Here is a 23,659-nt window from a genome sequence, read left to right on the forward strand (position 1 = left end):
ATAAGTGTTTCTTTGTTAAATTTCTGCTAATTAATTTTGTTAAGTATTTGAAATTAAAGAGTGTATGAAAAATTTGTTGTTACACAGTGAGAATTTGACATGGTAATAATTTCTCTGTCAGGATGAGTTCCGCAAGTTACGCCATCCCGGCATGGTTTTGCGTGGTCAGGTTTTTCTGAACCGAACACAGGCTGCCGGGAAGGGATATAAAAAAACAATAGGGATTCTGGAAATAGGAATTCCATTCAAAAGAAAAGGCAGTGGATATCATGAAAAAAACGCTAATTGCACTATCTGTACTGGCTGCAGGCTCTGCAAACGCTTCTGTAAACCTGTTGGACCAAGACGGTGTTATCGTCGACTTGTCTGGTTCTGCTGAAGTTCAGCTGTTCCAAGGCATTGTTGCTGATACTACAGATTCTGATCCAACTATCCGTCTGGATGATGGTGACATCACGCTGAACACCACTATCCCAGTGAACAACAACCTGAACGTGGTTGCAGGCCTGAGTCTTGACCTGTCTAACACTAATGCAGACGGCAGCTCTTCTGATTTCTTCAATGACGAACTGTACGCTGGTTTCCAGGGCAATAGCTTTGGTACTCTGACTTTCGGTCGTCAGTACCTGATCTCTGATGATGCAGGTATCGGCAAAGACTACGAAATGGGTCTGGAGCAGCTGGATCTGGGTAAAACTCAGGGCAGCGAAGTAATCAAGTACGTTTACGACAACGGTCAGTTCTACTTCGGTGCTTCTCACGACATTAACGCGAACGACAACGGTGGTATCACTGATGCGCGTCTGGGTGCTCGTTTTGGCGGTCTGGACGTTCGTGGTTACTACTACACCTCTGATGATGTAGGTACCGTTGGTAACGAAGTTGACGGTTACAACATTGAAGCTGAATATATCTTCAATGCATTCGCTCTGGCTGCGTCTTACGGTAATGTTGAAGAGAACAATGCTGATACTGACCTTGTTGAAGTAGCTGGTTCATACACTATGGGCAAGAATACTTTCGCTCTGGGCTATGTATTTGCTGACCTGGAAAGCGATCCAAAAGCTGGTGGTTTGGAAAACGATTATAACAACGTTTACGCAAACGTGACTCACCAACTGCACAGCAACGTGAAGGTGTATGCTGAGCTGGGTTGGGCTGATTCAGACAAATATGACCTGGATCTGGGCTACGTAGCAGGTATGGAAGTACTGTTCTAAGAACGGTTTCTACCAGTACACAGATATTGCAAAAGCCGCCGTTTGGGCGGCTTTTTGTTTTGGTAAGTAACATAACAAGACTGATTGGCTATGAAAAAATTCTTTTATTTGCATCGCTGCTGGCGACGCATGTGCAGGCAGCAACCCTGTCGGTAAGCAATGGCATTGAGCTGTTGGTGGTAGACGGCAAAGAAGTGAGTACATCGCTGTGGTCACGTGCGACAGAGGTGGAACTGCCTTCGGGTAAGCACCAGGTGGTGTTGCGTTATGATGCTGAACTGAAAAACGGCAGCAAGAACACCATTTATACCACCCGGCCTTACTTGTTTGAGTTAACGATGCCGGCACAGGACGCCCGTATTGAGCTGCCTGCTCTGGTTGCTCTGAGTCAGGCACAGGCTTATTTCCAGCGTGGCCCGGAGTGGACCCTGGTGCTGGCCGATGGCAGCAAACGGACTTTACCTTTTGTGGAATTGCAGGGTGATGGCGTCGCGGCCTTCAGTGATATGGAAAAGTTGGTTGCTGAATATAACCGTCAGCACGGGATCACCTTTGAGCAGGGTTATGCTGTTGATCTACAGCAAGCGGCTGTGGCTGTCGGGCAAGACGGCAAAGTGGAAATTACCGGTGATTCGCTGGCGCAGCTGAAGTTGTGGTACAGCAAAGCGAAACCTGAAGAGAAAGCCGCCTTCAAGGCATGGATGGCTAACCAGCCATAAAGGCGAGACGATGAGGGACAATACCACGATCAGGTGAGCGGCAGTTTAAGAGCGCTGATGGTGGTATTTACTGTGTGACTGGCACTGATGGCAGCGGGGCTGTGCGGGGTCCTGCTCAAGAGCGGCTGTATCAATCGGCTCTTCGCAGTCGGTGCAAATGCCGTATAAATCCAACCGTATTGCACATAAGGCGGCATCAATGGCTTCCAGGCGCCGTGCTTTTTTTCTTAGTGCCGGTTCGGCGCTATGAGTTGCCAGCGTCAGCAATTCGTTGATGGTTTTTTCGGGCGGGTTGTTTTCAGTGCTGTCAGCACGAATCGCATTCAGCGCTGAATAGAGTTCCACTGAAAGTGCCTCATATTCTTGCTCCAGTCGAGTGGACTGCTGTTGCAGGTAATCACTATTCATAGAGAGACTCCTAGGTAAACTGAGTCACAGTGTATGCCTAAACGCCACGCCAATACTGACTTAAGTCAAAGCAACAGCAGAATAACCCTTCTTTTTGTCGGTTTTTGTTATCAATAGAATGCTTTATAGTTCCTTGCTGTTTTTATGTGGTCACTTTGCCACTTTTTTCTATTTTTCAGTACGTTAAACTTAGGAAAAGGAAGATACAATGGAACATGATTTCAAAGAACCGTATAATTTGAATTACTTTATCGGTTTTCTGATTGCTATGCTGCTGCCGACATTACCTGCAAGCCTGACCTGGCTGGGTATTCTGAGCAATTAATCCGCCAGCAGCGGAAAGCCTGAAACAGGCTGAAAATAAAAGAGAGGGAATGTGAAACAACTGATCTGGCGAACCCTGTTGCTGGTTTCCGGCTGGTGTTTCGTAATCTTAGGCGTGTTGGGCATTTTCCTTCCTCTTTTACCGACCACTGTCTTTTTATTGTTGGCCAGCGCCTGTTTCATGCGTGGCTCGCCCAAAATACACGCCTGGTTACACAGCCACCCTAAACTGGGACCCGTACTGGAGAACTGGCATCAGCATCATGCCATCAGCCGGGCGGTCAAACGGCGTGCCAATCTGACCATCACCCTCAGTTTCGCTTTATCTATCTTCATCGTGCCTGTCTCCTGGGTCAAAGTTTTACTGTTTGTAATTGCTGTCGTTCTGCTGATTTGGTTTAACCGTTTACCTGTCAGGGAAACGCAATGTTCCGGACGCGAAGAAAGCCGTTAACCCCTGTGAGCTCTTACATTTCAGCGTGAAAGTTGCCCCTTCCGGTAAAAATCACTACTATTTGCGCCTAAACTGCCTGATCACAGGCGTCAAATCCTTAAACAGACTGCTGTAATTATGCAGCCGGTGGAAAAGACTATGAGCCAAGACACCCTTGTCCAAGACGATTTCAGTTTGATCAAAAACAGCATCAAAACGATTCCGGATTATCCTAAGCCAGGCATACTGTTTCGCGATGTCACCAGCCTGATGGAAGACCCGGCCGCGTACGGTGCAACAATGCAAATTTTGCATCAGCAGTTCAGTGACAAAGGGATAACAAAGGTTGTAGGGACCGAGGCTCGGGGCTTTCTGTTTGGCGCCCCGCTGGCGCTGGCGCTGGGTGTCGGTTTTGTGCCGGTACGCAAGCCGGGTAAATTGCCGCGCAATGTGATCAGCGAAAGTTATGAGCTCGAATATGGCCAGGACACGCTGGAAATCCACGTAGATGCCATTGTTGAAGGCGATAAAGTCTTACTGGTTGATGATCTGCTGGCAACCGGCGGCACCATTGAAGCGACCACGAAACTGGTTCGCCGTTTGGGCGGCATTGTGGAAGATGCGGCTTTTGTCATTAATCTGCCTGAGATTGGTGGTCAGCAGCGTTTGCGTAATCTTGGCCTCAATGTCTTCAGTATCTGCGACTTTGACGGTCATTGATTGACCCGTTCTGCTTAAATCTTGGGGATGTGGAATTTCAGGTTAAAATGTTGTCAGTAACAACCTGGAAAGCGAAACATCCCCTTGAGTTCTCTCGCGCCTTTTCACTCCCTGTGCTAGCATGGTCGACTGGATTCAGTCTGGCGGATCACCGTCACTGATTGATCGGATTCTGTAGGATTTATCACCATGAGTTACCAGGTTCTGGCTCGGAAATGGCGGCCGCATCGTTTTGATGATGTGGTCGGCCAATCCCATGTCCTGACAGCCCTGACCAATGCGCTGACACATAACCGACTTCATCATGCTTACCTGTTCAGTGGCACCCGTGGCGTGGGTAAAACAACCATTGCCCGCCTGTTTGCCAAGGGACTTAACTGTGAGCAGGGCATCACTGCATCCCCCTGTGGTCAGTGCCATACTTGTCTGGAAATTGAGCAGGGACGTTTTGTTGATCTGCTGGAAATTGATGCCGCCTCCAGAACAAAGGTCGAAGACACCCGGGAACTGCTGGATAACGTACAGTACAAACCGGCGCGAGGGCGCTTCAAGATCTATTTGATCGATGAAGTACATATGCTGTCCCGCCACAGCTTTAATGCGTTGCTGAAAACGCTGGAAGAGCCGCCAGAGCACGTCAAATTTATTCTGGCGACCACAGATCCTCAAAAACTGCCTGCGACGATTCTGTCCCGTTGCCTGCAGTTTCATCTCAAGCATCTGGATAATAGCCAGATCCAACAACAGCTGAGCCATGTCCTGACCGAAGAAGGGGTCACCTTCGACAGTAAAGCGCTGAGTTTGCTGGCACGTGCTGCAGAAGGCAGCATGCGTGATGCACTCAGCCTCACCGATCAGGCGATTGCGCTGGGTAACGGCCAGGTACAGTCAGACACAGTGGCGGCTATGCTCGGTACGCTCAATACAGAGCAGGCGCTGTATCTGCTGGAGGCGATGGCTCAGGGCCAGGTCGAGCCAGCCATGGCCTGCCTGGCAGAGCTGGCCGCTGTTGGTGTGGCGTGGGATAGCCTGCTGAGTGAATTAGCCGCGCAGCTTCATCGTGTGGCGATGTACCAGGTGCTACCCGCAGCGCTGGATCAGTCCGCGCTTGATGCCGACAGAATAGCCTTGCTGGCCAAATCGATGTCGCCGCAGGATGTACAGCTGCACTACCAGATCGCCTTACAGGGACGCCAGGATTTACCTTTGGCACCGGATGGCCGTACAGGGCTGGAAATGGTGCTGTTGCGAATGCTGGCATTTCGTCCTGTCGCGGCGGGGGCATTCACTCCTCAGGCGGTTCCGGTACCGGCATCCCCCTGCGGGTCGTCCGGCTGCGCCTCAGACAAGAGCTGTATCTCAGACAAGAACGGCCCCTCAGGACATGTCACCGGTTCGACCAGTAATGCAGTCAGAAGCGGTAAGGCCTGTATCTGAAGGCGACTCACCTTCGCAGCCTGCTGTCGCTCCCGAGCGAGCAACAGTTCACGAGCGAGCAATGGCGCCTGAACATGCCCCTGAGCCGCAAACGGCATCTCAGTCTGTGATGCAAGCGCAGCCGGCTGAGCACAACCCGCCGCAGTCCGCGGCAATGACACAGGCGGCATCACCGGCGTCCGGGCTGCTGGCGGCAAGAAATCGCTTGCGCAGCCAGAGCCGGCGAGGCCAGGAAGCTGCCGAGCCAAAAAAGACTGAACCGGCGTCGGTGAAGAAACCTGCTTCCAGTGTGCTGGAACGGATCTCGAACCAGCATGCTGGTCGCCGTTCTCAGCCAGCAGGCGCAAATCACGTGTCGCCGGTCGCTCAGCAGCAGTCGGTTGAACCGGTCAAAGCCGAGGATTATCAGTGGCAGCCGACGAGCGAGCCTGAGCCTGATATTCAGTCACCAGTAGTGATGGCACCCACTGAGCTCAAGCAAGCGCTGGAGCACGAAAAAACACCTGAAATGGCGGAACAGCTTGTCAGTGAAGCGGCAAAGCAGGATAGTTGGTCAGAGCTGGTGACCCGGTTAAATACGGATCGTTTGGTACAACAGCTAGCATTAAATTCTGCGATGGAGCAGCAGGGTCGTGACCTGACGCTGTTTCTGCGTCCGTCTCAGCAGCATCTGGATACACAAAAAGCCAGGGCTCAGCTAAGTACAGCACTGGCTGAGATACTGGGACAAGAGATAGAATTACACATCAAGCCTGGTGATAATGGGCGTACCCCCCTCGAATGGCGGGAATACATTTATCAACAGAAACTGGATCAGGCGAAGACAAGTCTGCAGCAGGATCCTCACGTGACTTTCATTTGTCAGCGATTCAGTGCTGTACTTGATGAAGAGAGCGTAAGACCCTTATAAATTAACCAGACCGATAGAGAGAGAAGATATGTTTGGTAAAGGTGGTATGGCGAACATGATGAAGCAGGCGCAGCAGATGCAAGAGCGTATGCAGCAAATGCAGGAAGAAATCGCCAGCATGGAAGTAACAGGTGAAGCGGGTGCCGGCATGGTCAAAGTGACCCTGACCGGCAGTCACAGCGTTCGTCGTGTTGAGCTGGATGACAGCTTGATGGAAGACGATAAAGAAATGCTGGAGGATCTGATTGCGGCTGCTTTTAACGATGCGGCACGTCGTATTGAAGAAGCGCAGAAAGAAAAAATGGCCAGTGTGACCGGCGGCATGAACTTGCCTGCCGGCTTCAAGATGCCATTCTAATCAATGCGTACCAGTCCGTTACTTGAGCAGTTGATGGACGCGCTGCGCTGCCTGCCTGGTGTTGGGCCAAAATCAGCGCAGCGTATGGCTTTCAGCCTGCTGCAACGCAACCGTCAGGGTGGGTTGCAGTTGGCTGATATGCTGGGGAAAGCCATGACTGAAATCGGTCATTGCCGCGATTGCCGCACCTTCACTGAAGAGGACGTGTGTGCGATCTGCGACAATCCCCGTCGTCTGGAAAATGGCCAGATTTGTGTGGTGGAAAGTCCGGCAGATATTATGGCCGTTGAAGCGACAGGCCAGTTTTCAGGCCGGTATTTTGTGCTGATGGGACACTTGTCGCCCTTAGATGGCATCGGCCCGAGCGATATCGGGTTAGATGTGCTGGAATACCGCTTGCAGAATGAACAAATTGCCGAGCTGATCCTGGCCACCAACCCGACGGTTGAAGGGGAGGCGACTGCGCATTTCATTGCTGAGCTCTGTCAGGCTTATCAGGTACCGGCGACCCGGATTGCACATGGTGTACCGGTTGGCGGTGAGCTTGAGCTGGTGGATGGGACAACGCTGTCGCATTCTCTGGCAGGCCGGCAGAAACTGTATTAAAGCTGCTTTACCCTATTCTTGACCTGTGATGAATAACCGACGATCACCGTCGGTTTTTTTTCGTTAAAGATTAGCATTCAGTACCTGAGATCGGGTATTCAGTCCGGTTAACAGCACGGCTTTTTCACTCATGATATCAATCCGGTTACTTTGCTCCGCATTGAGCTGAAAATACTGGTTGATCGCGGCAATCTGCTGGTCACTGAAGGCACTTTCATCACCTGTTTTCAGCTCATTAAAGTGGGTTGGCCGAACCTGCAAATAACCACCACTGACTTCCCATCGGCCGTATTCAGTGATCGTCAGGTGAAGCCGGCCTTGATCCTCATTCATCAGAGTCACCCGGGTGACCCGGGAATATGCCTGATTGGGCATATAAACAATATGGCTGGTTTCTACAACCTTTTTAAGAATTTCGAGTCCGGGCACTTCCGTTGAAGCCACATCTGTGACTGTGTAAGACTGCCAGTGATGCGCAGCCAGAAAACGGGAAATCTTATGGTCACTGCTAAAGAAATAATAAAGGCTGCCCAGGGTCACCAGGCTTGCAAAAGAGAGGATCAAATACAGGTAATATCTGTGTATTCTGCCCGGCTGGGTTAGTGTACTGAACATGGCACATCCCTCTCTCTGTCAAGTGTCACGATTGTCAGTGTCATATTGTTCCGGTAATCAGCCGGCGAATAAATCAGATTCATCCACAGCTGGTTATGTGCCCCGCCTGTGACAATGATTTTGGCCGGTGCCGCTGACGGCTTGTCGCCGCTCAGCATATGGGCGGAGACACATTGCCTGATCAGGGGGCGCCATTCTTGCCCAACTTCAACCTCACTGGGGATCAGTACGGGGATATCATTGATCATAAAGGCTTTATAGAAGGCACTGGATGAGGGTGGGGGGCGAGATATGCCCAGAACGGCAATAGGATACACAGGATGAAGGTTGCCAGGGCGCTGATCATGTCCCTGGACTGGAAGAGCTGGCGTATGACCGGGGCGTGCGTCACCTGTGACTCTGGCTCTGTCGGTGCTGTGTCTGAGGTGTCCTCAGCCAGGTTTTCAGAGACAGAAAATGGAGCAGGTGAATCAAGGAAGTCATCGTTGTTGTCAGTCTGTTCACCAGTGGGCGTCTCAATTGTGGGTTCAGTGGCCGCGTCAATACGATCGACACTGGCTATCATCTGATAACCGCGTTTGGGAATTGTCTTGATAAAGGCCGGTGAGCGGGTCGAGTCCTGCAGGTATTTTCGCAAGGTAGAAATCGATTGGGTCAGGCTGGAGTCATCCACCTCAAATCCTTGCTCGCGCCAGATAAAATCATGCATACGCTGACGGGAAATGATGGTTCCCGGTTCATCCAGCAGCAAATGTAATGCCCGGCTTTCATTGATACCTAAATAAACGGTTTCTTCCGGCTGAAGATTGTCAACCAGGCTGTTGTGTTGGGGAGAGAAAGTAAATCTGTTGCCAATCAGAAATTTACAATGGGTATGATCCATGACCAGCCTTTTGGTGACCTGTGACTCGTTTATCATAGACGCCCGACTGTTTATTGAATAGCTAAGATGCTGACTTTAGAGCAATCTTAGATTTTTTCACGCTAAGGCTTGATTTAAGGTGAACTGACCATATCTAGGTATCAGTAATGAGGTAAACCTGGATTACGGAGTTCAAATGAGCGAGCAAACCCTGCAAAAAAACAAAGAAACACGTGGCTTTCAATCTGAAGTAAAGCAATTGCTTCACTTAATGATCCACTCATTGTACTCAAATAAAGAGATATTTTTACGGGAGCTGATTTCCAATGCTTCCGATGCGGCTGACAAACTGAGGTTCCGTGCCCTTTCCGCTCCTGAGCTTTATGAGAACGATGGCGAGCTGGCAGTGCGTTTGTCGTTTGATGAAAATGCGGGCACTGTCACTATCAGTGACAATGGTATCGGGATGACCCGCGATGAGGTGATTGAACACCTGGGGACGATTGCCAAGTCCGGTACCAAAGACTTTTTCTCCAAGCTGAGTGAAGATCAGAGCAAAGATTCTCAGCTGATTGGCCAGTTTGGCGTCGGCTTCTATTCTTCATTTATTGTTGCCGATGCAGTGACAGTCAATACCCGTGCCGCCGGTGCGCCCGTCGAGCAGGCGGTCAGCTGGCACTCAACCGGTGAAGGCGACTATACGGTTGAGGATATCGAGAAAACGGGCCGTGGCACTGAGATCATTCTTCATCTGCGTGAAGAAGAAAAAGAATTTCTCAGCGAGTACCGTCTGCGCAATATCATCAGTAAATATTCCGACCACATTGGCATTCCTGTGCTGATGGAAACGGCTGAACACGATGAGGAAGGCAAGGAAACCGGTAAGAAGTGGGAGCAGGTCAATAAAGCACAGGCGTTATGGACCCGCAGTAAATCTGATATTTCAGATGATGAATACAAAGAATTCTATAAACACGTCTCCCATGACTTTGCTGAACCGCTGAGCTGGAGCCATAACCGCGTGGAAGGCCAGCAAGACTACACCAGTCTGCTGTATATCCCGTCTAAAGCGCCGTTTGACCTGTATAACCGCGACAGCAAACACGGCCTGAAACTCTATGTTCAGCGTGTGTTTATCATGGACGATGCCGAGCAGTTCATGCCGATGTACCTGCGCTTTATGCGCGGTCTGATTGACTCGAATGATCTGCCGTTAAATGTGTCCCGTGAAATTCTGCAGGACAACAAGGTGACTCAGGCGCTGCGTAAAGCCTGTACCAAGCGTGCCTTGTCCATGCTGGAAAAACTGGCGAAGAAAGATGAGTATGCATCGTTTTGGCAAGAATTCGGTCAAGTGCTGAAAGAAGGTGTGGCGGAAGATTTCGCCAACCGCGAGAAAATTGCCGGATTGCTGCGTTTCAGTTCAACCCATAACGATACGTCTGAACAAACCGTTTCTCTGGCAGATTACGTCAGCCGGATGAAAGAAGGTCAGGAAAAGATTTACTACATTACTGCAGACAGCTTCAAGGCGGCGAAAAACAGCCCGCACCTGGAGCAGTTCCGTGCCAAAGGTCTGGAAGTGGTGCTGATGCACGACCGCATTGATGAATGGCTGATGGGTCATCTGCCGGAATTTGACGGTAAGCCATTCCAGTCAATTACCAAGGCAGGTCTGGATCTTTCTAAGTTTGAAAACGAAGAAGAGAAAGAAGCACAGCAGCAGACCAAAGAAGAATTTGCTTCGGTGATCGAGCGCACCAAAGCCTATTTGGGCGATCGGGTGCAAGATGTCCGGGCAACGTTCAAGCTGCAGGATACACCGGCTGTGGTGGTGACGGATGAAAACGAAATGGGAACACAAATGGCGAAACTGCTGGCTGCTGCCGGTCACGAAGCGCCGGAAGTGAAGTACATTTTTGAGCTGAATCCGAAACACCCGGTCGTGAACCGTATGGCCGATGAAGCGGACGAAGACGCGTTTGGCCGTTGGGTTGAGATGTTACTGGGGCAGGCGATGCTTGCTGAACGGGGTTCGATGGAAGATCCATCCCAGTTCCTGGCGGCAGTCAACAAGCTGTTGGCGCAGCCTTAATCAATCACGGGCGCAGAGGCAATCTGCGCCCGTTTTGCTTCAAAGAGTATGCTGATAAAGAATGTAATCGTTTCGCTTCCTGGGACGCGGACTTGCGAGTATGGTCTAATCAGTGTATTTTTCTGACTTTCCAAAAACTCCGGCTAATGACTAGAAAAGGGGATCAAGATGCGCATCATTCTTCTGGGCGCTCCAGGTGCAGGTAAAGGCACACAGGCACAATTCATCATGGAGAAATTTGGTATTCCTCAGATTTCAACCGGTGACATGCTGCGTGCAGCAATCAAAGCGGGTACTGAGCTGGGTAAACAAGCGAAAGCCGTGATTGATGCAGGTCAGCTGGTGTCTGACGATATTATTCTGGGTCTGGTCAAAGAGCGTATTGCTGAAGACGACTGTGCAAAAGGCTTCCTGCTGGACGGTTTCCCACGCACTATCCCTCAGGCTGATGGTCTGAAAGAAGTTGGCGTGGCAGTGGATTACGTCATTGAATTTGACGTTCCAGACAGCGTCATTGTCGAACGTATGGCGGGTCGCCGTGTACATTTGGCGTCAGGCCGTACTTATCATGCCGTTTACAATCCGCCGAAAGTGGAAGGTAAAGATGACGTCACTGGCGAAGAACTGGTTATCCGTGAAGATGACAAAGAAGAAACAGTTCGTGCACGTCTGGGTGTATACCATAATCAAACGGCTCCGCTGATCAGCTATTACAGCAAAGAAGCCGATGCTGGCAACACCACATACATCAAAATTGATGGTACACAGCCAGTGGCTGATGTCAGTGCAGAGCTGGCAAAAGCTTTAGCTTAATCGAATATTGGTGATGTGCCACAGTCAATATGGTTAACCGAATCTGGTTAACAGACTGTATGGTCAAAAAGCGGGAGGTGAACAGCCTTCCGCTTTTTTTATGCCAATGGCCGTGATACCAAGGGCAAATCAATTGCTTAGTGGTACACTATTGTTGTCATTGAATAACGAGATGAACTGCAGGTGATGATGGAGAATAAAGGCATTGGCGTACTCTTGGTCAATCTGGGTACACCGGATGAAGCAACCCCAGCGGCAGTAAAGCGGTTTCTGGGCGAATTTTTGAGTGACCCTCGTGTCGTTGATCTGTCTAAGTGGCTATGGCGACCGGCATTGTACGGGGCAATTCTTCCGATTCGTTCTCCCAAGGTTGCGAAACTGTATCAGTCGATCTGGCTTGAGGAAGGTTCGCCGCTGATGGTCTATTCGCAGCGACAGCGCGATGCGCTGGAGGCAAGGCTGAACATACCGGTTGCACTGGGGATGACGTACGGTAACCCCAGTATTCAGTCAGCCTTGTCGATGCTCAGTGATCAGGGTTGTCGAAAGGTGATTGTCTTACCGCTCTATCCACAGTATTCACGCACGACTACTGCTGCTGTGTTTGACAAAGTGGCGCGCAGCCTTCAACAAACGGATTACCTGCCAGAGCTCAGGTTTATCAACCATTATCAGGACCACCCTGGCTATATTTCGGCGCTTGCTGAATCGGTCACTAATGTCTGGGCCGAGCATGGAGAGCCTGACTACCTGCTGTGTTCGTACCACGGTATTCCAAAACGTTACGCTGATCTGGGCGATCCCTATCCCGAGCACTGTAACCAGACAACAGCACTTCTGGCAGAAGCGCTGGCGATGCCAAGAGAGAAGATGAGTATGAGTTATCAGTCGATTTTTGGTCGCGAGGAATGGCTCAAGCCCTATACCGAGCCAACCATTATTGAATTGGCCCAAAAAGGGGTGAAGCGGCTGGATGTGATTTGCCCTGCTTTTTCAGTCGACTGTCTGGAAACCATCGAAGAGATAGCGGAAGGCTGTAAAGAGGCCTTTATCGATGCAGGTGGCGAAACCTTTAACCTGATCCCCTGCCTCAACGATAACAGTGCCCATATTGCGATGATGGAAACCCTGGTCCGGCAGCATACTCAAGGCTGGTAACCTTTTCTTAACTTCCACATATACCATGATCTGGCTCGCACTTATTGTTCGAGCCATTTCTTCACTGAACTATATTTTGTGATATCATCCGCAAGTTTTTTCTACCCGGCAGCGCGATATCATGAAATTTCCTGGTCAACGTAAATCAAAACACTATTTTCCCGTCCATGCCCGAGATCCGCTTCTGACTCAGGCCAGCAGCAAACCGCTTGAGCGTACGCATGTTGTCGGCATAGACCAAACGCTGGTGGACATTGAAGCCTGCGTCGATGATGAGTTTCTGAGTCGTTATGCGCTGAGCAAAGGTCATTCTTTGGTTATCGCCGAAGAGGCGGCAGAAGCGCTTTATCGTGAACTGAAAGAAAAAGACCTGATTCGTCATGAGTTTGCGGGTGGAACAATCGGAAATACGCTGCACAATTATTCCGTACTGGCTGATGATAAATCGGTGCTTCTGGGCGTGATGAGCCAGGATATCCAGATTGGCAGCTATGCATACCGGTATCTGGTGAATACCTCCAGCCGTATGGATCTGAATAATCTCCAGCCTGTAGACGGGCCGATCGGCCGCTGCTTTGCCCTGATTACACCGGATGGTGAACGGACGTTTGCCATCAACGAAGGACGGATGAATCAGCTGGAACCGGACAGTATTCCGGAATCGATCTTTGAACGTGCCTCTGCGCTGGTACTGACGGCCTATCTGGTGCGTTGTAAAGAGGGCGATCCGATGCCGGAAGCCACCATGCGTGCCATTCAGTATGCCAAGAAATACGATGTACCGGTTGTACTGACATTGGGGACTAAATTTGTGATAGCAGACGATCCGCAATGGTGGCGCGATTTCCTGCGGGATCATGTCACGGTCGTCGCCATGAATGAAGACGAAGCCGAAGCGCTGACAGGATTTTCCGATCCTTTACTGGCTTCTGATAAAGCATTGGACTGGGTGGATTTTGTGTTGTGTACTGCCGGCCCTGTCGGTCTGTACACAGCGGGTTATACGGAAGAGAGCACGAAGCGAGCCACCAGTCTGCCGCTGTTGCCTGGTGAAATTCCTGAGTTTAACCGCTACGAATTCAGCCGCCCGATGACCAAAGCTGATTGCGAAACGCCGCTTCGGGTTTATTCGCACATCGCCCCTTATATGGGCGGGCCGGAGCGCATTAAAAATACCAATGGTGCCGGAGACGGTGCACTGTCTGCGCTGCTGCATGATATGGCGGCGAACCGTTATCATAAAGAAAATGTGCCAAAATCCAGCAAGCACAGCTACGATTTTCTGGCTTATTCATCTTTCTCTCAGATCTGCCTGTATTCAAATCGTGTCAGTTACGAAGTACTGGCTCAGCACTCTCCGCGGTTGTCGCGAGGATTACCTGAGCGGGAAGACAGTCTGGAAGAGGCGTATTGGGAGCGTTGACAGTCCGATACCGGTGAAAAGCAGAGACTTTCATGTTTGTAAAAAACCGCCATTTTGGCGGTTTTTTGTTTTTCAGCGCGAGTCAGAACGATATGAATCCGGATTAAGAGCCAGAGTGACCTTCAGGCAAACGATTTCGTTTGATAGGTTTTGTTAATTACTTTCAGAAAGCCCACCAAATAACGCACTCAGCATGTCGTGATGAAAACGGGCTGGTGTGGATGATTTTGAACTAAAGACGGGGCGTAAAAAGTGCGCGTTCTTGACCGGCTTCCCATGATTTTTTTTCAGAAGGTAAAATATTCAGATTTTGAATTTCGCTCAACTTCGCGGTGTTTTTTGCGTTTTTCATGTGATTTCAGCGCAAGAGATTCGACAAAGCAAAGGTGGTGTTCTGGAAATGAGCGTACAGTGAGATATTTTATCCAGCCTTCATGTTTCAGTTTTTATGTCAGTTGATAGAATTAGCGGGATGTAACTTTGTGACAAATGCAGATATAGTGTGCTCCATCTTGGGGAACTCCATAGTTTGATAGGTCTAACCTATTAAATTAAGAGGCCAGGACATCAGCACATTGTCGTTCTGAATGTTATGCTTTGCCGGAATTAGACCCGTCAAACTTGTATACCTGTTAGGGAAAGATAAAGAACATGGTCATACCTGAAAACAGCGATATTGTTATTTTTGGTGCCTCAGGCGATTTAACGTATCGTAAGCTTATCCCAGCGTTGTATCATCTGTATGTGAATCAGATGCTACCTTCTGATTTCTCTATCCTCGGCGTCAGCCGTACTGCAAACAGTGATGAGGAATACAGAGAAAAAGTCCGGGCTTCTCTGGTCAAAACTGAGAAAACGGATCCTGAGAAGTTGGCTGCATTTTGTCAGCATGTTGGATATCAGGCCATCAACACATTAGATTGTGATGACTATGGTAAGTTGCAACAGCGACTGGAAGAAAAAGCCGCTCAGTCTGCTGCTCCCCGTAACACTCTATTCTATCTCGCCACACCCCCCAGTTTATATGATGTGATCCCGGCCAGCCTGGCAGCCCATGGTTTGAATGACGAAAGCACCGGCTGGAAACGGCTGATCATCGAAAAACCGTTTGGCTACGATCTGGAAACGGCTCAGGAACTGGATAAGAAACTGCACAAGCATTTCAAAGAAAGCCAGATTTTCCGTATTGACCACTATCTGGGCAAAGAAACGGTGCAGAACCTGCTGGTCTTCCGCTTTGCGAACGGTATGTTTGAGCCATTGTGGAACCGTAACTTTATTGATTACGTCGAGATCACCGCGGCGGAATTCCTGGGTGTGGAAGAGCGCGGTGGCTATTACGAAAACGCAGGTGCGGTTCGCGACATGCTGCAGAACCACTTGCTGCAGGTCCTGGCCATGGTTGCGATGGAGCCGCCATCGGCCATTAACGGCAATGTCATGCGTGATGAAGTGGCCAAAGTGCTCAATAGTCTGCAGCCGCTGTCTGAAGAAGACTTGCGTAAGAACCTGGTTCTGGGGCAATACACAGCTTCTGAATTGCGCGGTAAAGATCTTGCCGGTTATCGTGAAGAGCCGGGCGTTGCGGAAGATTCCCGGACCGAAACCTATGTTGGCCTGAAAGCCTTTATCAACAACTGGCGTTGGAACGGTGTACCGTTTTACATCCGGACCGGTAAACGCCTGCCAACGCGCGTCACCGAAGTGGTGATTCACTTCAAGAAAACACCGCACCCTGTCTTTGGTAAAGATGCGCCCGATAACAAGCTGGTTCTGCGTATCCAGCCTGACGAAGGCATTTTGATGAACTTCGCGCTGAAGCGTCCGGGTGCAGGATTCAAAACCCAGGAAGTGGCGATGGATTTCCGTTACGACGAACTGGTTGACAGCAATGTGCTCACAGCTTACGAGCGTTTGCTGCTCGATGCCATGGCCGGTGACTCAACCCTGTTTGCACGCAGCGATGCGGTTGAAGCTTGCTGGCGCTATGTTCAGCCGATTCTGTCATTCAATCAGGATCCGCATGCCCTGTTTGGTTATGCTTGTGGTACCTGGGGACCGAAAGAAGCCGATGAACTGCTGGCCAGAGATAATCGCCAGTGGCGCTTCCCGTGCTCAAACCTGACTGATACCGAATATTGCGAGTTATAACGATGACTGATCTTAAAATTCATGCTGATGCGCAAGCCGTGGTGAAGAGCCTGGCTGACGACATGATGGCCATCAGCCAGCAAGATAAGCCTGTGCATATTTCGCTGTCCGGTGGTAGCACGCCGAAGCAGTTGTTTGCCGCCCTGGCCCAGGCGCCGTATGCCGAAGGCGTCAACTGGCAGAATCTGCATTTCTGGTGGGGCGACGAGCGTTGTGTTGCACCGGATGATGCCGAAAGTAACTATGGTTGTGCTCAGGCTCTGTTGTTTGATCATGTAGCGATCCCGGCAGAAAATATCCACCGCATCCGTGGTGAAGATGAGCCTCAGGCCGAAGCCAAGCGTTTCGCTGCAGAAATGGCTGCGGTGATTCCGGCTGAGAATGGATTACCTGTTTTTGACTGGATCTTACTGGGTGTCGGCGATGATGGTCATACCGCGTCTCTTTTCCCGGGGCAGACGGACTATGATGAACCTGGTTTAAGCCTGGTGGCACCTCATCCGCAAAGCGGTCAGTTACGTGTCAGTAAGTCAGCCCGTTTGCTGGAAGCGGCAAAACGAATTTCTTATCTGGTTATCGGCGCGGGTAAAACCGAGATTGTGGCAGAAATCCACTCTCAGCCAGCCGATAGCCTGCCTTATCCGGCTGCCAAAATTCAGGCTCGCCAGGGTAAGACCGAATGGTATTTGGATGCAGTAGCAGCCAGTAAGTTAGCGATTGGAGAATAAATAAATGAAAGGTGATATTGGTGTAATCGGCCTTGCCGTGATGGGCCAGAACCTGATCCTGAACATGGATGACCACGGTTTTAAGGTCGTTGCGCATAACCGTACAGCTGCCAAAGTCGACGAATTTCTGAATGGCCCGGCGAAAGGCACTCAAATCCAGGGCGCTTACAGCCTGCAGGAGCTGGTCGACAAACTGGAAGCCCCTCGCAAAATCATGCTGATGGTCCGTGCCGGTGATGTGGTTGACAGCTTTATCGAGCAACTGATCCCGCTGCTGGATAAAGGCGACATCATTATTGATGGCGGTAACTCGAACTACCCAGACAGCATCCGCCGTGTGGATTACCTGAAAGACCAAGGTCTGCGTTTCATCGGTGCTGGTGTATCCGGTGGTGAAGAAGGCGCACGTTTCGGACCGTCTATTATGCCAGGTGGTGATGCTGAAGCATGGCCGTTCGTGAAGCCGATTTTCCAGGCGATTGCTGCGAAAACTGAGCAGGGCGAGCCTTGCTGTGACTGGGTTGGCGAGTCAGGCGCCGGTCACTTTGTAAAAATGGTTCACAACGGGATTGAATACGGTGATATGCAGCTGATCAGCGAAGCGTATCACTTCATGAAAACCGGTCTGGGCATGACCCACGAAGAAATGGAACAGGCGTTCCGTGACTGGAATGAGACTGAGCTGAACAGCTACCTGATCGAAATCACTGCCGATATTCTGGCCTACCGTGATGAAGATGGTGAGCCGCTGGTTGAGAAAATCATGGACTCGGCTGGTCAGAAAGGTACGGGTAAATGGACAGGCATCAACGCCCTGGACATGGGTATTCCACTGACACTGATCACTGAATCTGTGTTTGCCCGCTGCCTGTCTTCGCTGAAAGGTCAGCGTGAAGAGGCAGAGAAGCTGTTTGGCAAAACCGTAGAAGCCGTTGAAGGCGACAAAGCCGAGTGGCTGGAAGCGGTACGTCAGGCACTGCTGGCCTCTAAGATTATCTCTTATGCACAAGGCTTTATGCTGATGCGTCAGGCGTCTGACGACAACGGCTGGAACCTTAATTACGGTAACGTTGCTCTGATGTGGCGCGGCGGCTGTATCATTCGTTCAGCTTTCCTGGGTAATATTCGTGATGCATTTGAAGCGGACCCTTCACTGGCGTTCCTGGGTTCAGACCCTTACTTCAAAGCAATCCTGGAAAACGGCATGAAAGCATGGCGTAAAGTAGCAGCCAAGTCACTGGAAATTGGTCTGCCAATGCCGTGTCTGACCTCTGCACTGACCTTCCTGGATGGCTACACCACTGCGCGTCTGCCGGCAAATATGATTCAGGCGCAGCGTGACTACTTTGGTGCGCACACTTATGAGCGTACTGACAAGCCACGCGGCCAGTATTTCCACACCAACTGGACGGGTACAGGTGGCGACACGGCCTCCACAACCTACGACGTATAATCGTAGCGCGCTGCAAAGTCGTTCACAGACAGCAATCAGAAAGGAGCCTATGGCTCCTTTTTTCATTTCTGCTATCCAGAAATTACGCATGTACTGCCTGTACTTCTGATCGCCATGCAAGTGGACTTCTTGCTGTTTGCTGATGAGCTCGGTTGGCGCAGATAAAGTGTGGTCAGCCCGAGATGATGGGGGAGTCATACGGGTGATAAAAGGGGAAAGGGGCCTTCCTGGCCCCTTTTTGTTGCCTTTGCGTGCGGAGATAAGGCAGGCAAAGGCGGACGCGCTCTTGGATGGAGTAACGCTCGGTTTTAAGCCTTCTGATAGGCTTCGTTGTGGACGGCAGCCACCGCACGACCGGACGGGTCAGCACTGTTCTTAAAGCTCTCATCCCATTCAATAGCTTTGGCACTGGAGCAGGCGATAGACGGACCACCCGGCACACATTTAGCGGCATCTTCCAGCGGGAACAACTCTTCAAAGATTTCACGATAGACGTAAGCTTCTTTGGAGGTTGGTGTGTTGTAAGGGAAGCGGAAACGGGCAGTTTCCAGCTGCTGATCCGTCACTTTTTCAGCGGCGACTTCTTTCAGCGTGTCGATCCAGTTGTAACCAACACCGTCAGAGAACTGCTCTTTCTGACGCCATGCCACAGATTCAGGCAGCATGTCACCAAAGCATTCACGGATAATGTGTTTTTCCATTTTGCCGTTGCCGCACATCTTGTCCTGCGGGTTGATGCTCATGGCGACTTCCAGGAACTCTTTATCCAGGAATGGCACACGCGCTTCAATCCCCCAGGCTGCCATGGATTTGTTGGCACGTGCACAGTCGAACATATTCAGAGCCAGCAGTTTACGCACAGTCTCCTCATGGAATTCCTGCGTGTTTGGCGCTTTATGGAAATACAGGTAACCCCCGAAGACTTCATCCGCGCCTTCACCAGACAGGACCATTTTGATACCCATGGCACGGATTTTACGTGACATCAGATACATAGGTGTGGAGGCGCGAATCGTTGTGACATCGTAGGTCTCAATGTGATAAATCACATCACGAATTGCATCCAGGCCTTCCTGAACCGTATAAGTCAGCTCGTGGTGTACCGTGCCGATGTGATCAGCCACTTTTTTCGCGGCTTTCAGATCCGGGGCGCCTTCCAGGCCAACGGCAAACGAGTGCAGGGTTGGCCACCAGGCATCAGATTTCTCGTCATCTTCAATACGGCGAGAGGCAAACTGCTTGGTAATTGCTGAAATCACCGAGGAATCCAGGCCGCCAGACAGCAAAACACCGTAAGGAACGTCGGTCATCAGCTGGCGCTTCACTGCGCTTTCCAGCGCTTTTTTCAGTTTATCTTTGTCTGTTTCTGCATCGCGTACCGCGTCATACTCCATCCAGTCACGTTTGTAATAACGGACAGGAGCCTGAGCCGGTTCGCCTTTTTTGCTCCACAGGTAATGACCCGGAGGGAATTCGCTGATGGTTTTACACACGGGCACCAAAGCTTTCATTTCTGATGCGACATAGTAGTTGCCGTGTTCATCATAGCCCTGATACAGCGGGATGATGCCAATGTGATCACGACCAATCAGGTAAGCATCCTGCGCTTCGTCATACAGAATAAAACCGAAGATGCCGTTCAGGTAGTCGAGTAATTCAGGACCTTTTTCTTTGTAAAGCGCCAGAATAATTTCGCAGTCAGATTCGGTCTGGAACGGATAGTCGGCAGCCAGTTCAGCACGTAAGTCTTTGTGGTTATAGATTTCGCCATTGACGGCCAGTACATGGGTTTTGTCTGTGTTGTACAGTGGCTGCTCGCCGCTGTTCAAATCAACAATGGCCAGACGCTCATGAACAAGAATGGCCTTGTCTGATGAATAGATCCCTGACCAGTCCGGACCACGGTGACGCATTTTCTTTGACATTGCCAATGCGGTTTCGCGCAGGGCAGATGGGTCACTTTTTATATCTAAAATCCCGAATACTGAGCACATACTGACTACTCCAACATAAAGTTAATCTTGGGAAACAAAGCGATTCAGAAAGGGTTTATTGTTTTATCCCTGCGCTTTTGTTTCGTTCTGATTGTTAAAATTGCGTATTCAACAAACAAAAGCAACCAAAAATCCCATATCAATGTGAAAAAGTCATCTTTGGTGAATATTTTCTAATAAAATCGATTTTAACCGAATGAAATCTTAAATCAGCAGGTTTTTGGCCCAAATACTGAACGGCAACTTTCGCTGCCGTGCAGTAACCCGGTGTCAATTAAAAGGATTTGATGTCGGTTGTAACCGACTCGCAGACATGGCGAGCAAAACCGTTGCCAGCTTCACGATAGATATTGAAAGCCGCATCGACGCCCAATTCCCTCAAGGTTGCTTCTTCGTCTTCATAGCGGGCGATAGCGGCAATCTTGCCTTTATAGCCCAGTTGCCTGATTTGCTCGAGCGCGAATGCATTCGCCTGGCTGTGCGGCATGGCCAGTAAGATGAGCCGCGTCTGATGGCGAGAGACCACTCTGGCCCAGAAGTCTGGGTCGGTGGCATCACCGAGAATAACGTGGCGGCCTTCTTTGGCATGCTCTTCCACGGATTCCTCCCGGTTTTCAATGCCGACGACTTGCGGACCAAAGCGGCGGATCATTTCTTCATAAGCCCCGGTACCAATACGGCCCATGCCCAGGATAAGAATCTGTTTATTGCCTAAGTCAATCAGCCTGTCATTGCTGTTGAGCTTGTCCGGCTCAAACTCCTTGAGCCAGCGGGTACTTTCCATATAGATCCGATGACTAAAGCTGTTGAGCGGTGCTGATAACAGAAAAGAGAGCGACACGGCAATAGCAATCGCAACAAGAAAATCTCCCGGTAACCAACCCAGACTGTAGGCGAGACCTGCAACAATCAGTCCGAATTCGCTGTAGTTAAAGAGCGTTAAGGTGCCGAGCAGTGAAGTGCGTACCCGAAAATGGAAGCCGTGGAAAACCAGGTAGTAAAGTAATCCTTTCAGCGGTAACAATGCCAGCAGCAGAACAGCGAGCCAGAAGCCTGTCCATGTGGCAGGCTCAGCCAGACCAATGTTGAGGAAGAAGAAAACCAGCAGCAGCTCTTTGAGGTTAAACAGTGATTTGGACAGCTCAGAGGACTTGGGATGAGCCGCCAGCATCATGCCGATGATCAGTGCGCCGAGATCGGCCTTCATCCCCACAAAAGTGAATAAACCGGCCCCGGCGACAAGTGCCAGGAAAATGCCGTACAGCACCAGCATTTCACCATGACCGGCTTTATCCATAATCTTAAACAAAGAGGGGCGCAGCAGGGGTAATGCGAACAAGGCCAGTGCGGTGATCTCTGGTAGCTTTCCGGTTGATGCCGTAAGAAATATCACCGCGAAAATATCCTGCATGACGAGAATACCGATGGCGATAGTGCCATAGGTAGCGTTCAGTTCGCCTTTTTCCTGCAGCGCTTTGATGGCAAATACCGTACTGGAAAAAGAGAGGGCAAAGCCCAGCAAGGCGAGTTGCGCCAGTTCAAGCTCACTAAAGATCCCTAAGCCGAGCTGCTTTAAACCGAACAGTGCCAGTGTAAAGAGGAGGGTCGTGAGTAGGTTATGTATTGTGGCGCCGGCCCAGACTTCTTTTTGTAACAGGGTTCTGATATCGAGCTTAAGTCCGATACAAAATAGCAGCAGGGTGACACCCAGATCAGCAAGTGTATCAATAACAGGCGTTGAGGCATAACCGAATGAATTCAAAGTAAAACCGGCTAATAAAAACCCAACCAGTGGCGGGAGTTTGGCACGTAATGCCAGATAGCCTGCGAGAAACGCGGCGATAATGTAAACCAGATCCATCATGACATGTGATTTCCAGACTATTGTTAAGCGTCTTTATTTCAATGAGTTGCATTGATGGGGAATATAGCACAGGGCATGTCTGTGGCGATACATGCCCTACAAAAAACAGGGTTTTTGAGAGGTCGGCCGGGAAGGGCTTCCCGGCGCAGAGTTAATCTTCCAGCAGGCGCTGCAGTAGAACGCCATTGAGCATGGCTCGCTTGATCATGGAAAACGCACCAATCGTTGGCTGCGTATAGAGTTGAGACTCAACGATAGGCAGTGACTGGTGGAAGGTTGACAGCGATTGGGTTTCAACGCATCTGCGAATCGCAGGAAAAACAATGTCCTTGGCTAAGGTGATATTCCCTGCCACAACAATTTTTTGCGGATTGAACAGGTTAATTGTCATGGCCAGCGCTTTCCCTAACTGGTAGCCCACTTTGACCAGGGCCTGGGTCGCCAGTTCATCACCCTGATTCGCAGCTTCGCAAATGGCAGGCATAGTGACATCTTCGAGTTTTTGCAGGCTGCTTGGGTAACCTTGCGCCAGGAGTGCTTTCACATGGCGAATAATCGCAGGATCGGCGGCTACGGTTTCCAGGCAGCCAAAGTTACCGCATTGGCACTTATCACCGAGCGGGTCAATCTGGATATGGCCGATTTCGCCGACGTTGCGGTTATAACCGAGAAATACCTGACCATTGACGATTATGCCGGCTCCTGTCCCACGGTGGACACTGACCAGAATCGAATCCCGGCAGTCCTGACTGGCGCCAAAATAATGCTCAGCCAAGGCCAGTCCACGGATATCGTTACCGACAAAGCAGGAAACGCCATATTTATCAGTAATGATATCTGCCAGCGGCAGAGAGTCGACCGAGATGTTGGGCATGTACTCGACAATGCCTTTTTCCGGATCAATCAGGCCTGGAAGGGTAATGCCGAATGCAATCAGCTCTCTCAGAATGGTCTGATTGGCACCGATAAACTGCCTGATATGCTCAAGCAAGCCATCAACCAGTTCTTGTTGATTCGAGTAGGGAAAGTGATGGGCTGTGCCAGCCAGGCTTTTACCGCTTAAATCGTACAGGGTCAGTTCGATATAATCGCGACCCAGACGGACGGCGACAGAGTGAAAGGGAGCTGCTTCTGTTGTCAGCGAGATGGCTCTCCGGCCACCGGTTGAAGCCTGCTGTGCGACCTCTTTAATGAGGCCGCGTTCCAGCAATTGGCGGGTTATTTTGGTCACGCTGGCCGGGGCTAATTGACTGACGTCTGCCACTTGTATGCGAGAAATTGGGCCTTGCAAGTCAATGAGCCGGTAAACTGCTGCACTGTTCAGCTGTTTTACCAGGTCGACATTACCGATTTGTCCGCCATTCATAG

20 protein-coding genes and 1 pseudogene are annotated in these 23,659 nt (G+C 50.4%); 14 read left to right on the plus strand and 7 right to left on the minus strand.

Translation table 11 applies throughout. The features are described 5' to 3' along the window. The first annotated feature begins 269 nt into the window (after window positions 1-269). Together P4S53_RS13940 and P4S53_RS13945 are read left to right on the plus strand one after the other, a co-directional pair. A complete protein-coding gene (locus P4S53_RS13940; RefSeq protein ID WP_337113110.1) occupies window positions 270-1,220 on the plus strand; it encodes a porin in 951 nt (316 codons plus the stop codon). Between the two features lie 71 nt (window positions 1,221-1,291). Next, a complete protein-coding gene (locus tag P4S53_RS13945; protein ID WP_442958687.1) occupies window positions 1,292-1,939 on the plus strand; it encodes a YccT family protein in 648 nt (215 codons plus the stop codon). A gap of 45 nt (window positions 1,940-1,984) precedes the next feature. Here the strand turns inward: P4S53_RS13945 and P4S53_RS13950 are convergent, their stop codons facing one another. Then, entirely contained in the window at window positions 1,985-2,347 is a 363-nt protein-coding gene (locus P4S53_RS13950; protein ID WP_337113111.1) for a TraR/DksA family transcriptional regulator, read from the minus strand. 376 nt (window positions 2,348-2,723) lie between these two features. Between P4S53_RS13950 and P4S53_RS13955 the strand changes: the two genes are divergently transcribed. The 5 genes and pseudogenes from P4S53_RS13955 (at window position 2,724) to recR (ending at window position 7,135) form a co-directional block, all read left to right on the plus strand. After that, window positions 2,724-3,125, plus strand: coding sequence for a YbaN family protein (locus P4S53_RS13955; RefSeq protein WP_337113112.1), 402 nt, complete (start codon window positions 2,724-2,726; stop codon window positions 3,123-3,125). Between the two features lie 138 nt (window positions 3,126-3,263). Then, window positions 3,264-3,824 carry an adenine phosphoribosyltransferase gene (gene apt, locus P4S53_RS13960; RefSeq protein ID WP_161459678.1) on the plus strand — a complete coding sequence of 187 codons (561 nt, stop codon included), beginning with the start codon at window positions 3,264-3,266 and terminating at the stop codon, window positions 3,822-3,824. Window positions 3,825-4,013: 189 nt separating this feature from the next. Beyond that, window positions 4,014-6,171 (plus strand): annotated as a pseudogene (gene dnaX, locus P4S53_RS13965) (DNA polymerase III subunit gamma/tau). Window positions 6,172-6,199: 28 nt separating this feature from the next. Then, window positions 6,200-6,529: a YbaB/EbfC family nucleoid-associated protein gene (locus P4S53_RS13970; RefSeq protein ID WP_337113113.1), complete on the plus strand. Its 330-nt coding sequence runs from the start codon at window positions 6,200-6,202 to the stop codon at window positions 6,527-6,529. Between the two features lie 3 nt (window positions 6,530-6,532). Further along, entirely contained in the window at window positions 6,533-7,135 is a 603-nt protein-coding gene (gene recR, locus P4S53_RS13975) for a recombination mediator RecR (RefSeq protein ID WP_337113114.1), read from the plus strand. 63 nt (window positions 7,136-7,198) lie between these two features. Here recR and P4S53_RS13980 read toward each other — a convergent pair whose 3' ends face one another. The 3 genes from P4S53_RS13980 to P4S53_RS13990 are packed head-to-tail and all read right to left on the minus strand — an operon-like array spanning window position 7,199 to window position 8,633. Next, window positions 7,199-7,750, minus strand: a complete 552-nt coding sequence (locus P4S53_RS13980; protein WP_337113115.1) for a regulatory protein ToxS — start codon at window positions 7,748-7,750, stop codon at window positions 7,199-7,201. Beyond that, on the minus strand, window positions 7,735-7,998 hold the full coding sequence (locus P4S53_RS13985; RefSeq protein WP_337113116.1) for a hypothetical protein: 264 nt from the start codon (window positions 7,996-7,998) through the stop codon (window positions 7,735-7,737). The genes P4S53_RS13980 and P4S53_RS13985 overlap by 16 nt, the downstream gene beginning before the upstream one ends. Continuing rightward, entirely contained in the window at window positions 7,995-8,633 is a 639-nt protein-coding gene (locus P4S53_RS13990; RefSeq protein ID WP_337113117.1) for a transcriptional regulator, read from the minus strand. Before P4S53_RS13990 ends, P4S53_RS13985 begins: the two co-directional genes overlap by 4 nt. A 175-nt stretch (window positions 8,634-8,808) precedes the next feature. Between P4S53_RS13990 and htpG the strand changes: the two genes are divergently transcribed. The 7 genes from htpG (at window position 8,809) to gnd (ending at window position 18,433) form a co-directional block, all read left to right on the plus strand. Then, the gene (gene htpG / locus P4S53_RS13995; RefSeq protein WP_337113118.1) at window positions 8,809-10,707 is read left to right on the plus strand and encodes a molecular chaperone HtpG; all 1,899 of its coding nucleotides are present in this window, start codon (window positions 8,809-8,811) and stop codon (window positions 10,705-10,707) included. A 168-nt stretch (window positions 10,708-10,875) separates the two neighbouring features. Beyond that, window positions 10,876-11,520 carry an adenylate kinase gene (gene adk, locus P4S53_RS14000; RefSeq protein ID WP_027252658.1) on the plus strand — a complete coding sequence of 215 codons (645 nt, stop codon included), beginning with the start codon at window positions 10,876-10,878 and terminating at the stop codon, window positions 11,518-11,520. 189 nt (window positions 11,521-11,709) lie between these two features. Next, window positions 11,710-12,678, plus strand: a complete 969-nt coding sequence (gene hemH / locus P4S53_RS14005; protein ID WP_337114490.1) for a ferrochelatase — start codon at window positions 11,710-11,712, stop codon at window positions 12,676-12,678. A gap of 121 nt (window positions 12,679-12,799) precedes the next feature. Continuing rightward, window positions 12,800-14,101, plus strand: a complete 1,302-nt coding sequence (locus tag P4S53_RS14010; RefSeq protein ID WP_337113119.1) for an inosine/guanosine kinase — start codon at window positions 12,800-12,802, stop codon at window positions 14,099-14,101. A 651-nt stretch (window positions 14,102-14,752) separates the two neighbouring features. After that, on the plus strand, window positions 14,753-16,252 hold the full coding sequence (gene zwf, locus P4S53_RS14015) for a glucose-6-phosphate dehydrogenase (protein ID WP_337113120.1): 1,500 nt from the start codon (window positions 14,753-14,755) through the stop codon (window positions 16,250-16,252). Between the two features lie 2 nt (window positions 16,253-16,254). Next, a complete protein-coding gene (pgl, locus tag P4S53_RS14020; RefSeq protein WP_337113121.1) occupies window positions 16,255-16,980 on the plus strand; it encodes a 6-phosphogluconolactonase in 726 nt (241 codons plus the stop codon). A 4-nt stretch (window positions 16,981-16,984) separates the two neighbouring features. Then, the gene (gnd, locus tag P4S53_RS14025; protein WP_337113122.1) at window positions 16,985-18,433 is read left to right on the plus strand and encodes a decarboxylating NADP(+)-dependent phosphogluconate dehydrogenase; all 1,449 of its coding nucleotides are present in this window, start codon (window positions 16,985-16,987) and stop codon (window positions 18,431-18,433) included. 308 nt (window positions 18,434-18,741) lie between these two features. Here gnd and asnB read toward each other — a convergent pair whose 3' ends face one another. The 3 genes from asnB to nagC form a co-directional block, all read right to left on the minus strand. Further along, the gene (gene asnB / locus P4S53_RS14030) at window positions 18,742-20,427 is read right to left on the minus strand and encodes an asparagine synthase B (RefSeq protein ID WP_337113123.1); all 1,686 of its coding nucleotides are present in this window, start codon (window positions 20,425-20,427) and stop codon (window positions 18,742-18,744) included. A gap of 274 nt (window positions 20,428-20,701) precedes the next feature. Continuing rightward, window positions 20,702-22,288: a cation:proton antiporter family protein gene (locus tag P4S53_RS14035; RefSeq protein WP_337114491.1), complete on the minus strand. Its 1,587-nt coding sequence runs from the start codon at window positions 22,286-22,288 to the stop codon at window positions 20,702-20,704. Between the two features lie 154 nt (window positions 22,289-22,442). Next, window positions 22,443-23,657 carry a DNA-binding transcriptional regulator NagC gene (gene nagC, locus P4S53_RS14040; protein ID WP_337113124.1) on the minus strand — a complete coding sequence of 405 codons (1,215 nt, stop codon included), beginning with the start codon at window positions 23,655-23,657 and terminating at the stop codon, window positions 22,443-22,445. Between the last annotated feature and the right edge of the window lie 2 nt (window positions 23,658-23,659).

The organism is Photobacterium sp. Hal280 (assembly GCF_037162255.1).
Lineage (GTDB): Bacteria > Pseudomonadota > Gammaproteobacteria > Enterobacterales > Vibrionaceae > Photobacterium.